12 protein-coding genes are annotated in these 13,357 nt (G+C 66.9%); 3 read left to right on the top strand and 9 right to left on the bottom strand.

Annotated elements, in window-relative coordinates:
- Window positions 1–4 precede the first annotated feature (4 nt).
- From ACVWZN_RS13780 to ACVWZN_RS13770, 3 genes are read right to left on the bottom strand one after another with little or no spacing between them, the layout of a single operon-like run.
- Window positions 5–1,165: a COX15/CtaA family protein gene (locus ACVWZN_RS13780; protein WP_456954310.1), complete on the bottom strand. Its 1,161-nt coding sequence runs from the start codon at window positions 1,163–1,165 to the stop codon at window positions 5–7.
- Window positions 1,166–1,170: 5 nt separating this feature from the next.
- Window positions 1,171–1,755, bottom strand: coding sequence for a hypothetical protein (locus ACVWZN_RS13775; RefSeq protein ID WP_456954309.1), 585 nt, complete (start codon window positions 1,753–1,755; stop codon window positions 1,171–1,173).
- Window positions 1,752–2,468, bottom strand: coding sequence for an SURF1 family protein (locus ACVWZN_RS13770; RefSeq protein WP_456954308.1), 717 nt, complete (start codon window positions 2,466–2,468; stop codon window positions 1,752–1,754). The genes ACVWZN_RS13775 and ACVWZN_RS13770 overlap by 4 nt, the downstream gene beginning before the upstream one ends.
- Before the next feature lie 69 nt (window positions 2,469–2,537).
- On the opposite strand from ACVWZN_RS13770, the gene ACVWZN_RS13765 reads away from it, so the two are divergent.
- The gene (locus tag ACVWZN_RS13765) at window positions 2,538–2,768 is read left to right on the top strand and encodes a twin transmembrane helix small protein (RefSeq protein ID WP_027084089.1); all 231 of its coding nucleotides are present in this window, start codon (window positions 2,538–2,540) and stop codon (window positions 2,766–2,768) included.
- Window positions 2,769–2,841: 73 nt separating this feature from the next.
- Here ACVWZN_RS13765 and ACVWZN_RS13760 read toward each other — a convergent pair whose 3' ends face one another.
- The 5 genes from ACVWZN_RS13760 to coxB are packed head-to-tail and all read right to left on the bottom strand — an operon-like array spanning window position 2,842 to window position 7,070.
- The gene (locus ACVWZN_RS13760; RefSeq protein WP_027084090.1) at window positions 2,842–3,720 is read right to left on the bottom strand and encodes a cytochrome c oxidase subunit 3; all 879 of its coding nucleotides are present in this window, start codon (window positions 3,718–3,720) and stop codon (window positions 2,842–2,844) included.
- 37 nt (window positions 3,721–3,757) lie between these two features.
- Window positions 3,758–4,324, bottom strand: a complete 567-nt coding sequence (locus ACVWZN_RS13755; RefSeq protein ID WP_456954307.1) for a cytochrome c oxidase assembly protein — start codon at window positions 4,322–4,324, stop codon at window positions 3,758–3,760.
- Entirely contained in the window at window positions 4,321–4,455 is a 135-nt protein-coding gene (locus tag ACVWZN_RS13750; protein WP_456954306.1) for a hypothetical protein, read from the bottom strand. The genes ACVWZN_RS13755 and ACVWZN_RS13750 overlap by 4 nt, the downstream gene beginning before the upstream one ends.
- A 13-nt stretch (window positions 4,456–4,468) precedes the next feature.
- The gene (ctaD, locus tag ACVWZN_RS13745; RefSeq protein ID WP_027084092.1) at window positions 4,469–6,088 is read right to left on the bottom strand and encodes a cytochrome c oxidase subunit I; all 1,620 of its coding nucleotides are present in this window, start codon (window positions 6,086–6,088) and stop codon (window positions 4,469–4,471) included.
- Between the two features lie 28 nt (window positions 6,089–6,116).
- A complete protein-coding gene (gene coxB, locus ACVWZN_RS13740; protein WP_456954305.1) occupies window positions 6,117–7,070 on the bottom strand; it encodes a cytochrome c oxidase subunit II in 954 nt (317 codons plus the stop codon).
- A 291-nt stretch (window positions 7,071–7,361) separates the two neighbouring features.
- On the opposite strand from coxB, the gene putA reads away from it, so the two are divergent.
- Window positions 7,362–10,586, top strand: a complete 3,225-nt coding sequence (gene putA / locus ACVWZN_RS13735; protein WP_456954304.1) for a bifunctional proline dehydrogenase/L-glutamate gamma-semialdehyde dehydrogenase PutA — start codon at window positions 7,362–7,364, stop codon at window positions 10,584–10,586.
- A 529-nt stretch (window positions 10,587–11,115) separates the two neighbouring features.
- Here the strand turns inward: putA and ACVWZN_RS13730 are convergent.
- On the bottom strand, window positions 11,116–12,471 hold the full coding sequence (locus ACVWZN_RS13730; protein WP_456954303.1) for an OmpP1/FadL family transporter: 1,356 nt from the start codon (window positions 12,469–12,471) through the stop codon (window positions 11,116–11,118).
- 192 nt (window positions 12,472–12,663) lie between these two features.
- Between ACVWZN_RS13730 and ACVWZN_RS13725 the strand changes: the two genes are divergently transcribed.
- Window positions 12,664–13,356, top strand: coding sequence for a rhomboid family intramembrane serine protease (locus ACVWZN_RS13725; protein ID WP_456954302.1), 693 nt, complete (start codon window positions 12,664–12,666; stop codon window positions 13,354–13,356).
- Window position 13,357: the final 1 nt, after the last annotated feature.

Genomic DNA, 13,357 nt, shown 5'->3' with positions numbered 1-13,357 from the left:
TGCATCAGACCCTCGGCGCGCGCACGCGCGCGAGCAACGTGACGAGTGTCGCTAGCAACAGCGCGGCACCCGCGTTGTGCGACACCGCGACATGCAACGGCAAGCCGAGTTTGACGTTGGCGATACCGAGCGCGACCTGCGCGAGCGTCAGTACGCCCAGCACTGTGCCCCAACCGCGCATGCCCGGCGTGCGCAGGAGTCGCAATGCGAGCCCGAGCAGGTAGACGAACACGACGCCGGCCATGACGCGATGCGCGAGCTGGATCGCGATGCGTGACGCGCCGTCGAGCACGCCGCCTTCGTAATCCACGCCGACGCCACGCCACAGCACGAAGCCCTGATGGAAATTCGCGGGCGGCATCCACTGACCGACGCACTTCGGGAAGTCGTTGCCGCAGGCGAGCGCCGCGTAGTTCGAACTCACCCAGCCGCCGAGCGCGATCTGCACGCCGAGCAGGACCACACCAATCGCGACGAGGCGACACAGCGTGCGCGCTTCGGCGAGGCGGATCGGAAGATTGGTTGCGCGCCACGCCATCCACAGCAGCAAGGCGAACGTCGTCAGGCCGCCGAGCAGATGGCCCATCACCACGATCGGCTTGAGCAGCCAGGTGACCGTCCACATGCCGAGCAGTGCCTGGAACACGATGGTCATCAGCACGAGTGCGGCGACGCGCGACAGATCGCTGTTGTCCCAACGCACCGCGGCGGCGAGCAGGATCAGTTCACCGGCGATCGCGAGCGCGGCGGCCGGCGTGTACTGCGCATGCATGTACAGCGGAATCGAGATGCCGACGAGCACGCCGGCGACCAGCACCTGCGCGATGCCGAGGCGACGCCGGCGCGCGGCGAGCAGCGCGAGCACGAACACCAGCCCGCCCAGCGTCGCGGCGAGATGTCGGTGCAACTGCTCGCGCCAAGCCTTGGTCGGGTCGGCGACACGGATCGCGTTGGCCGCGTGTTGCGCGACGTCGCTGGCCTGCGTCGGCCATGCGGCCCGCCCGTAGCAGGTCGGCCAATCCGGGCAGCTCAGGCCCGCGTTCGACAGCCGCACGAATGCACCGAACACGATGACGCACAGCGCCAGCGTCGTCGCCAGCCACGCGATGCGGTGGAAGTGGCGGTACGGCGTGCGGACCGAATCGGATCGCGGGGTCAAGCCCATGGACGTCATTGCAGCTTCAGAAGTCGGTTGAGGTCCTCGCGCAGGCCCGCGAGGTCGGTGTCGGGCGCGTAGCGCAGCACCACGAAGCCGTTGGGATCGACGACGTATACCGGCAGGCCGCCAGCGGCGTCCACCCGCGGCAGCTTCGCACGCGCCGCATCACCGGCGATCACATGCAGCGTGGTCGGCGCCGCCAGGCCCTGCGGCCAACTGCAGCTCGACGTCGCGCACCACCAGAGGATGTCGACGCGCGGCGCGTCCTTGTTGAGCACTTCCCAGACGACGCCGATGTCGTGCGCGCGCCGACGGCACGCGTCGTCGCACTCGTTTGGCGCCGGCACGACGATGCGCCAGATACGCTTGATCGGCGTCCATTCGTAGGCGCGGCCGTCGATGTCGCGCAGGCGTGCATCGCGCAGGTCGGTGTAGGGATCGAGCAGCTCGCCCTTCTGCTTGGTCGCGGCCGGATGGATATCGGCGAAGCGCAGCAGGCCAGCGATCGCCATCGTGCCGAAGAACAGCGCAACGATGACCAGCAACGTGATGCGGTTGCGGCGACGTTGCGCGTCGGGCGGTGTATCGGCGGTCATCGGCGACTCCGGCGGAACGTGAGGACGAGCGCGGTCACCAGCACGGTGATCGCGAGCCCGAACCACTGCACGGCGTAGCCGCGATGGCGTTCGGGCGGAAGCGTATTGACGAGCAACTCGAGGTCGCGCGGATAGCCGATCGGTAGTGCGGGATCGAGGCGCAGCACGCGCGGCGCGAGCGCCGGCAGGCCGAGTTCCTTTGCGACGACGGTCGGCTCCAAACGTACGACCAGCCAGGCATCGCCCTGCTTCGCCATCGGCGCGCCCATGCGCAGGCCGGTCGAGGGCGGCGGCACCAGTAAGCCGCGCACGGTCTGCGTGCCGCTCGGGGGCGCGATCTTCGGCAGCACGCGATCGGCAGCGAGCGGAAGCCAGCCGAGATCGACCAGCAGCGGCGTGCCGGTGTCGGGTGCGAACACGGAATACGCATGCACGCCGACGCGGCCGTCGCGCTGCTGATTGTCGAGCATCAGTGGCGCGGTATCGAGGAAGTGGCCGCTGCCTGCGGTCCATGCGTACGTCGTGGACTGGGACGCGTCGCTCGCAGCGGACAGCGGCAAAGCGTGGCGATCCTTCAGCACGCTCGCCACATTGGCGAGCAGCCGTTCCTTTTCGACTGCGCGATCGCTCTGCCACACACCCAGACGCGCGAAGCCCGCGGCGGTCAGCAGCGCGAAGGTCCAGCCGAGCAGCAGCGTTCCGCGGCGGCTCACGACAGGCGGACGCCCGGACGCGATAATGCGCAGCGACGCATCGTCACCCGAACCCCGTAGGAGCCGCGCGTGAGCCATTCGCTGAAAACGCTGATCGTCATTGCGTTCCTGATCGCGATCATCTGGAACCTCGGCGCGGGGCTGTACTACATGCTGGTCGACAAGGGCGGCAGCAAGCGCACCGTCAATGCATTGACCCGTCGCATCGTGCTGTCGGTCGTGCTGTTCCTGGGTGTCGCCTTCGCCGCGTGGATGGGCTGGATCGACCTGCACGGCGTCGGTTCCAACCCCTCGCACTGACGCCTGACCGCATCCCCCAGACGCCAACGGGCCGGCGAGTGCCGGCCCGTCGTCGCATCCTGCGTCGCGGTGCTTAGAGCACGTAGACGAACAGGAACAGGCCCAGCCAGACCACGTCGACGAAGTGCCAGTACCAGGCCACCGCTTCGAACGCGAAGTGGTTGTCGCGATCGAAGTGGCCCTTGGCGCAACGCAGCCAGATGATCGCCAGCATGATCGTGCCCAGCGTGACGTGCAGGCCGTGGAAGCCGGTCAGCATGAAGAACGTCGAGCCGTAGATGCCCGAACCCAGCGTCAGGTTGAGCTCCTTGTAGGCCTCGGCGTACTCGGTCGACTGGAAGTACAGGAACGTGCAGCCCAGCAGCACGGTCAGGCCGAGCCAGACCAGCAGCGACTTGCGGTGGCCGGCCTTGAGCGCGTGGTGCGCGGCGGTCACGGTGCTGCCCGAGGTCAGCAGGATCAGCGTGTTGACCAGCGGCAGGCCCCAAGCGGGGATCGTGCGGAACTCGCCGCCGACTGCGCCCGGGCCGTTGTTCGGCCAGCCGGCGCTGAAGTTCTGCCACAGCAGCGCGTGCGTCGCCGCGCCGTCGCCTTCGCCGCCCCACCACGGCAGCGAGTACTGGCGGGTGTAGAACAGCGCGCCGAAGAACGCGGCGAAGAACATCACTTCCGAAAAGATGAACCACACCATGCCCATGCGGAACGAGATGTCCACCTGGCGGTTGTAGTTGCCGGTGATCGACTCGCGGATCACGTCGCGGAACCACATGAAGAGCACGGCCATCACCAGAGCGACGCCCGCCAGGAACACCGGGCGGCCCCACGAGAGCTCGTTGAGCCAGCTGGCGAAGCCGATCATCGTGACGAACAGCGCGATCGAGCCGAGGAACGGCCAGCGGCTGCTGTGCGGCACGAAATACACGTTGCGATCGGTGGGATGGGCGTGGGCCATGTCGGCGTTCCGTAGGTCGTGATTCAAGGTTCCGCAGTCACGGCGCCGCGCCGACACCGGCGGGCGTAGGCCCGAGGCGTGCGGTCAACGTATCGTTGCGGAAGAAGGTATAGGACAACGTGAGCGTCGAGATGTCCGGCGGAAGCGCCGGATCGACGATGAAACGCACCGGCATCTCGCGCGATTCACCCGCGGCGAGCGTCTGCGCGGTGAAGCAGAAGCATTCGGTCTTGACGAAGTATTTCGACGCACGCGACGGCGCGACCGACGGCGCGGCGCTGCCCACGATGGGACGCGTCGCATCGTTCTTCGCGAAGTAGGTCGTCTCGTAGGGCTTGCCGACCTGCACGCGCATCGACATGCGGTCCGGATGGAACTGCCAGTCGAGCTTGGAGTTGACGTTGCCGTCGAACTCGACCGTCACCCAGCGCGTGCCGACCGCACCGGAACCGCCTTCGCGCTGCGGACCCTGCGCGAGCTTGATGCCGAACACCTTCTCGCAGGCGATGCGATACAGCGGCACCAGGCTGAAGGTGAAGCCGAAGGCCAGCAGCGACACCGCCACCAGCTTGCCCCAGCCGGAATTGCGCGCGTCGGCGGTCATCGGGTGAGTGCGGTGAACGCGATGAAGCCGACGAACACGGCGACCGCGAACAGCCCGAACCACAACGCGGTACGACGCGCCCGCGCGGTGCGCGGGTCGTCGGGTGTACGCGGGGCGGTCGGGCCGGTCATTCGGTCGACGGAATCAGTGCGTGATGTCGCCGTGGGCGAGGTCGCCGTCGCGGATCACCGGCGGCACGGTGAAGGTGTGGTGCGGCGCCGGGCTCGGCACGGTCCACTCCAGGCCCTTCGCACCTTCCCACACGCGCGCCGTCGCCGGCTCGCCGTACTTCTTCGAATGCCAGAGCACGAACAGCATGATGAAGGGCGTGGCGAACATGCCGAACGCACCGATCGAGCTGACGAGGTTCCAGTCCGCGAACACGACGTTGTAGTCGGGGATGCGGCGCGGCATGCCGGCGAGGCCGAGGAAGTGCTGCGGGAAGAACAGCAGGTTCACGAACACGATCGACCACCAGAAGTGGAAGCCCGCGAGCTTCTGGCTGTACATCTTGCCGGTCCACTTCGGCCACCAGTAGTACGTGGCCGCGATGATCGAGAACAGCGCGCCGGTCACCAGCACGTAGTGGAAGTGCGCCACCACGAAATAGGTGTCGTGGTATTGGAAGTCCGCCGGCACGATCGCGAGCATCAGGCCCGAGAAACCGCCGATGGTGAACAGGATGACGAACGCGAGCGCCCACTTCATCGGCGCTTCGAACGACAGCGAACCGCGCCACATCGTGGTGACCCAGTTGAACACCTTCACGCCGGTCGGGATCGCGATGAGCATCGTCGCGAACATGAAGTAGATCTCGCCACCGAGCGGCATGCCGACGGTGAACATGTGGTGCGCCCACACGATGAACGAGAGGAACGCGATGGACGCGGTCGCGTACACCATGGCCTGGTAACCGAACAGCGGCTTGCGGCTGAAGGTCGGGATGATTTCCGACACGATGCCGAACGCCGGCAGGATCATGATGTAGACCTCGGGGTGACCGAAGAACCAGAAGATGTGCTGGAACATCACCGGGTCACCGCCGCCAGCCACGTTGAAGAAGCTGGTGTGGAAGTACTTGTCGGTCAGCAGCATCGTCACCGCGCCGGCGAGCACCGGCATCACGGCGATCAGCAGGAACGCGGTGATCAGCCACGTCCACACGAAGATCGGCATCTTCAGCAGGTCGACGCCCGGTGCGCGCATGTTGAGGATGGTGGCGATGATGTTGATCGCGCCCATGATCGAGCTGATGCCCATCAGGTGGACGGCGAACACCAGGAACGCGACGTTGTAGCCACCCTGCAGCGACAGCGGTGGATACATCGTCCAGCCGCCGGCGGGCGCGCCGCCCGGCAGGAAGTACGTCATCAGCAGCAGCGTGAACGCGAACGGCATGATCCAGAAGGACCAGTTGTTCATGCGCGGCAGCGCCATGTCGGGCGCGCCGATCTGCAGCGGGATCATCCAGTTGCCGAGGCCGACGAAGGCCGGCATGACGCCGCCGAAGATCATCACCAGCGCGTGCATGGTGGTGAACGAGTTGAACAGCATCGGATCGAAGTACTGCAGGCCCGGCTTCATCAGCTCGGCGCGGATCAGCACCGACAGGAACGCGCCCACGATGAACATCGTGAACGAGAAGATCAGGTACAGCGTTCCGATGTCCTTGTGGTTCGTCGAGAAGAACCAGCGCTCGATGAAGCCCTGCTGGTGGCCGTGCTCATCGGAATGATGGTCGGCGACGGGATGCGTGACAGCCATTGGGACTACCTCTGCGTATTCGGTGCGATCAGCCGGCGACCGGAGCGGTCGTGGCGTCGGTATTCGGGGCGGCGGCGGTGGCCGGCTGCGAGGTCGTGGCCGGCGTCGACGGCGCGGCGGCCGGAGCCGCAGGCGCGGCAGGCGCAGCGGCCGGCTGCGGCTGGCGCGAGGCCAGCCACTGCTGGAACTCGGCCTTGGGCACGGCGCGCACGACGATCGGCATGAAGCCGTGGTCCTTGCCGCAGAGCTCGGCGCACTGGCCGCGGTAGATGCCCGGCTGGTCGACGCGCGCCCAGGCCTCGTTGATCTCGCCCGGGATGGCGTCCTGCTTCCAGCCCAGCGACGGCACCCACCACGCGTGGATCACGTCGTCGGCGGTGACCACGAAGCGGATCTTGGTGTTGGTCGGGACGACCAGCTCGTTGTCGACCTCGAGCAGGTAGTTCGGGTTCGTCTCCGCGGTCGGCACCTTGCCGCTCTGGCGCATCGCGTCGCTCTCGCGCTTGAGGCGGCTCGTCATCGAGACGCCCTGGCCGAGGTAGTCGTACTTCCACATCCACTGGTAGCCGGTGACCTTGATGGTCATCTCGGACTGGCGGACGTCGTACATGTTGATGAGCTTGTGCGTCGCCGGGAACGCCATGCCGACCAGGATCACGATCGGGATGACGGTCCAGAGGATTTCGAGCTTCGTGCTGTGCGTGAAGTCGACGTCCGGCACCGCGCCCTTGGACTTGCGGAACTTCACCATCGCCACGGCCATCGCGCCGAACACGAGGATGCCGATGGCGACGCAGATCCACAGCGCGAGCATGTGCGCCGAATAGGCGTTGTGCGAGATCTGCGTCACGCCCTCGCGCATATTGAGCTGCCAGCGATGCGGACTGGTCGGATCGCCCGGATGCTGCTGCGCGATGGCGAGGACCGGCAGGGTGAGGGCGACCAGGCCCGCAGCCCACTGCTTGATACGACCGGCTTTCATCAGATGGAGCCCCAGATCAGCAAATTGGCGTGAATTCGGATTTTCCGCCGGCTGCCGTCCTGCGTCGCGCGCCAGCGCGATCGACGGGAGGAAAGGGAGCCGCCGACGGACCGGGACGGCCCGCCTCCTGGCCGGAGCCAGAGCGTTATGGAAACCGAGAAATGTTAGCCCTGCACGCCGGACCCGGCAAGCAAAAGCGGTCGCGAAAGCCGTATCCGCCGGGCATTCCGCGCGACCCGCGAGGGCGCGATCGCTAGACTACGCGGCTTCCGTCGCAGTTGTTGGGATCCGATGTCGACTCCGTCCCCCGCCGTGCCCGGTACACCGGTGCACGTCCTGATCGCGCCCGAGCTGCCCGCCCCCCCGCCGGGCCCGCGCGCCGCCATCACCGCCGGCTGGGTGCGCGACGAGGCCGCCCACGTCCGCCGCCTGCTCGACCTCGCCCGCCTGCCGGAGGCCGACCGCGCCGCCGTGAAGGCCACCGCCGCCGACCTGGTCACCCGCGTTCGCCGCCGCGCGACCGACCAGGGCGCAATCGAGGCCTTCATGCGCCAGTACGACCTCGGCAGCGAGGAAGGCGTGCTGCTGATGTGCGTGGCCGAGGCCCTGCTGCGCATTCCGGACACCGAGACCGCCGACCGCCTGATCCGCGACAAGCTCGGCGATGCCGACTGGAAGCGGCACATGGGCCAGTCGCCGTCGGTGCTGGTCAACGCGTCTACCTGGGGCCTGATGCTCACCGGCCACCTGGTCGACCTCGCTGACGACACCAAGCGCGACGTGCACGGTGCCTTCAAGCGCCTGGTCGGACGCGTCGGCGAACCCGTCATCCGCCTCGCCGTGCGCCAGGCGATGCGCATCATGGGCCACCAGTTCGTCATGGGCCGAACCATCGACGAAGCGCTCGCGCGGTCGCGCAAGGGCGACAACGCGGCCTACCGCTATTCGTTCGACATGCTCGGCGAAGCCGCGCTCACGCAGGCCGACGCCGACCGTTATCTCAACGCGTATCGCATGGCGATCCATGCGATCGGCAAGCATGCGGCGAAGGAAGGCACGGTCGATCCATCGAACGCGGTCGCGGTATTCGCCGCGCCGTCGATCTCGGTGAAGCTGTCCGCGCTGCATCCGCGCTACGAGCACGCCAAGCGCGCGCGCGTCGCCGCCGAGCTGACGCCGCGCGTGCTGGAACTCGCGCAGCTCGCGAAGTCGTACGCGATCGGCTTCACTGTCGATGCCGAGGAAGCCGATCGTCTCGAACTCTCGCTCGACGTCATCGCCGGTGCGTATTCGGATGCATCGCTCGCCGGCTGGGAAGGCTTCGGCCTCGCGATCCAGGCGTATTCCAAGCGCTGCCCGGAGGTGATCGATTTCATCGCCGATCTCGCGCGTCGCACTGGTCGTCGCATTCCGGTGCGGCTGGTCAAGGGCGCGTACTGGGACGCAGAGGTCAAGCGCGCGCAGGTCGACGGCATGCCGGGCTATCCGGTGTTCACGCGCAAGCCGAACACCGACGTCAGCTATGTCGCGAACGCCCGCAAGATGCTGGATTCGTCGGATGCGATCTACCCGATGTTCGCCACGCACAACGCGCAGACCATCGCGCACGTGCATGGCATGGCGGCCGGTCGCGCGTTCGAGTTCCAGAAGCTGCACGGCATGGGCGACGACCTGTATGCCGAAGTGATTCCGACCGATCGATTGAACGTGCCGTGTCGCGTGTATGCGCCGGTCGGCTCGCACGAAGACCTGTTGCCGTATCTCGTGCGGCGCCTGCTCGAGAATGGCGCGAACTCGAGCTTCGTCAACCGCATCACCGACGAATCGATTCCGGTCGACGAACTCATCCGCGATCCGATCGACGTCGTGTCGCAGTTCGAATCGATCCCGCATCCCCGCATTCCGCTGCCGGTCGATCTCTACCGCAGCTTTGGCATTTCCAGGAGCAATTCGATGGGCGTGAACCTCGCCAACGACGACGCGCTGCGCGCACTCGCCGACCAGGTCAATGCCGCGGCCGCGCAGCCGTGGTTCGCGGAGCCGCTCGTCGCGGGCGCGAAGGCGTCGGGCGAGCGCATCACGGTGACGAATCCGTCGGATCGTCGTGAAGTGGTGGGCCACTGGATCGCTGCCGATACGCAGCTGGTCGAACGCGCACTTGCGAATGCGAGCGCCGCGCACGATGCATGGAACACGACGCCGGCCGCGAGCCGCGCGGCGATCCTCGAGCACGCGGCGAACCTGCTCGAGCAGCGCATGCCGGCGTACATCGCGATGTGCACCAAGGAAGCGGGCAAGACGATTCCGGACGGCATCGCCGAAGTGCGCGAAGCGGTCGATTTCCTGCGCTACTACGCAGAACAGGCGCGCGCGCTGTTCAAACCGGAAGCCCTGCCCGGCCCGACCGGTGAATCGAACACGCTGCAGCTGTCGGGCCGCGGCACGTTCGTGTGCATCTCGCCGTGGAATTTCCCGCTCGCGATCTTCATGGGCCAGATCACCGCCGCGCTCGCCGCGGGCAACTGCGTGATCGCGAAGCCCGCCGAGCAGACCAACCTCGTCGGCTTCGCCGCGGTGAAGCTGCTGCACGAAGCCGGCGTGCCGGAAGCCGTGCTGCAGTTCCTGCCGGGCGACGGCGCGACGGTCGGTGCCGCGTTGACGCGCGACGAACGCATCGTCGGCGTCGCGTTCACCGGCTCGACCGACACCGCACGTGCGATCAACCGTGCGCTCGCCGCACGCGAGAACGCACCGATCGGCGTGCTGATCGCCGAGACCGGCGGCCAGAACGCATTGATCGCCGATTCGTCGTCGCTGCCCGAGCAGGTGGTGAAGGATGCGATCGGCTCGGCGTTCACTTCGGCCGGCCAGCGCTGCTCCGCCGCGCGCGTGCTGTTCGTGCAGGACGACATCGCCGACAAGGTGACGAAGATGCTTGCCGGCGCGATGGCCGAGCTGGTCGTCGGCGACCCGGGTCTGCTGTCGACCGACGTCGGTCCGGTGATCGACGAAGACGCACTGCGCGTGCTGAAGGAACACGCCGCACGCATGGACAAGGAAGCGGTCGCGAAGATCGCGGAAGTCGGCCTCGGCGAGAACGCCGCGCACGGCAGCTTCTTCGCGCCACGCGCGTACGAACTGCGCTCGCTCGACCAGCTGCATCGCGAAGTGTTCGGCCCGGTGCTGCACGTGATCCGCTGGAAGGCCGACCAGCTCGACGCGGTGATCGATGCGATCAACGCCACCGGCTACGGCCTGACGCTCGGCGTGCATTCGCGCATCGACGCGACGATCGACAAGATCGCGAGCCGCATCAAGGTCGGCAACTGCTACGTCAACCGCAACCAGATCGGCGCGGTGGTCGGCGTGCAGCCGTTCGGCGGGCAGAACCTCTCCGGCACCGGCCCGAAAGCTGGCGGCCCGCACTACCTGCCACGCTTCGCGACCGAGAAGACGATCACCGTCAACACGACCGCGGCGGGCGGCAATGCATCGCTGCTGACGCTGGGCGACTGACGCACGCAACGCCGATGCACAAAAGCCCCGCGAATGCGGGGCTTTTTCTTTTCGACGCTTGCCGACGTAGAGCGATTGCGGCGCTGGCAGAGGCAGTCGCTCGGCTCGCGGCGGCACCGGTGGTCGAATACAACCACACCGATCGAACGTTGATCGCGACACAGCGAAGCGCGCACGAGCGCGACGCAGCCACACATTAAATCTCCCGACAACCACATCAATCGCCAGACCCGAAGGGCGGCGCACACGGATGTGCGCCGTCCGCACCCGAGCCAGGATGGCGAGTGTGCGGATCGTGGAAGACTCACACGATCGCGCGCTGTAGACCTGATCGGGGAAGGTGCTTTCTTTTGGTTACCTTTTCTTTGCACCAGCAAAGAAAAGTAACTCGGGCGCGCAGCGCACGAAACGCTCTGGCTTCAACGCAACCGAGCAGCCGAGCAGCCGAGCAATCAAGAAAGAACTCGCACGTGCCCAAAAGAAAAAGCCCCGCCGAAGCGGGGCTTTCTCGTAATGCGATTGCAGCGAATTAGAACTTGAACTGCGCCGCCACACCGAACAGATCCGCATGCGCATTGAACACGCCGGTCAGCTTCGAGCTGCTCGACGAGGTCGCGCCGTTGATGGTCGGATCGTCGACGTTGATGCGCATGTAGGCCGCATCGACGCTGAACGCATCGCTGACGTTCCAGGTCGCGCCGATCGAGAAGATCTTGCGATCCTTGTCCGGCAGGCGCGGCGTGCGGTACTTGTCGTTGGTCGGCGACTCGTCCTTCGCGATACCGGCGCGCAGCGTCCATGACGGGCTCAGATCCCATTCGCCGCCGAGCGAGTAGAAGTTCGTGTCCTTCCACTGGAACGGCTCGTTGCCGAGCACGCCGCCACCGGCAGTGAAGATCTTCACCGACTGCAGAGAATGCCAATCGGTGGCCTGGTAGTCGGCCATCAGGCGGAAGCTGTCGCTGAAGTCGTACTGCACCGACACCGTCGTGGTGCTCGGCGTGGTCAGCGGCGCGGAGATGCCCTGGTCGCGGTAGGTCGCGGCGATGGTCGGGATCGCAGCGATCGCCGACGGCACGGTGAAGTCCGCGTCGCCCTGCAGGTTGTGGTCGATTTCCGAGCGGTGGGCGACGCCGATGCTCAGCGCATCGGTCGGGCGCCACTGCAGGCCCACGCGCCAGCCGAAGCCGGTGTCGTCACCCTTGACCTCGACCGAACCGTCGCTGCCCTGCGGGTGGAACGGGTACGCCGGGTTGACGCAGTTGGCCGGGTTGCCCGAGCCCGCGCACACGGCGGTGCCGAAGTCGATCGCGTTCGACAACGTGACGTCCGCGCGCTGCACGATCGCGCCGAAGCCGATCGAGAAGCGGTCGGTGATCGCGAGCGCGGCCGAGAGGTTGAGGTCGACAGTCTTCACGTCCGACTTGATGGCGTTGTAGCGGCCCACCCAGTTCGGGTCGTATTCGGTCTTGAGGCCGAACGGCGCATCGACGCTGACGCCGACGGTGACGTTGTCGAGCGCGCCCGACAGCGGGAACACGGCCGAGAGCGCCGGGACGATCGTCGGATCACCCGGGTCGCCGCCGTTGCCGCCGTTGAGCGGCGTACCGATAGCGGTGGTGCCGCCGCCGGTGAAGTCGGCATCGAGGTCGATGTCGGTCAGGTCGACGCGGACGGCGGCCTTGCTGAAGTTGACCATCGCGGCCGGGTTGTTCGAGACCACGGACGCGTCGTCCTTCGCCACCGTCGTGCCGGAGTTGGCGCGGCCGAGGTTCTTGACGCTGTTCTCGCGGATCTGAAAGCCGGACGCATGGGCATTGCCCAGCGTCAACACGCCGGCGACGCCGAGCGCGAGCGCGGTGAAGCGCATGAAGCCGTTCTGCATGTCTCTCTCCGAAGGAATTTTGTGCTGTGCCGGTCGGGCCGGCTTCTGTGGCTGGCCCGTTTGACGGCGACCATGCGGGACCGAATATAGCCTTTAACCCTCACCTAACAATAGGCCATCGGGCGGGGAGCTGGGCGTCGCCCGGGCCGTGCCGCATGATGCCCGGGCCCGACCGGAGCGCCCCGCCACACCGTGTTCGTCGCCATTCCCCCTCGCGAGAAGCCGCCGCTGCCGTGGGCCATGCCCACGCTGTTCGTGGTGCTGTGGGGCTGCTTCGTCGCGACCATCCTGCTGCCGGAGGCCGAGCGCCAGCAGCTGGTGATGCAGTGGGGCGCGCTGTCGGGCGACCTGCGTTCGTGGCCGGAACTCAAGGCGGCGGTGGCCGACGGGCACCTCGCACGGCTGGTCACCGCCCTGTTCCTGCATGCGGACTGGGCGCATCTGGTCGGCAACCTGTTGTTCCTGCTGATCTTCGGCGTGCCGGCCGAACGGGCGATGGGCCCGTGGCGCTTCCTGACGCTGTTCCTCGTCGGTGGCGCGGTGGCGAACCTGGCGACGGTTCTCGCGATCGGCACGCCCGATCGGCTCATCATCGGCGCAAGTGGCGCGGTTTCGGCGCTGATCGGCGCTTATCTCGCACTATTCCCGACCGCGCGCCTCGGGTTGGTGGTCCCGCTGGGCCTATTCCTGCAGTTCGTGCGGATGCCCGCCGCGGTGCTGATCGGGCTGTGGGCCGGCCTGCAGCTGGTCTATACCTTCGTCGGCCCCGCGTTCGGTGCGGTGGCGTGGTCGGCGCATTTGGCGGGCTTCGCGTTCGGCGGCGCGTTCGCGCTCGTCTCGGCCAAGGCGATCAAACGCCGGATGAAGCGCGAGCCGCGCTTCTGAC

Source organism: Lysobacter sp. HA35 (assembly GCF_054061195.1).
The sequence above is the reverse complement of the archived record's forward strand: the minus strand, read 5'-3'. Positions and strand labels throughout refer to the sequence as shown.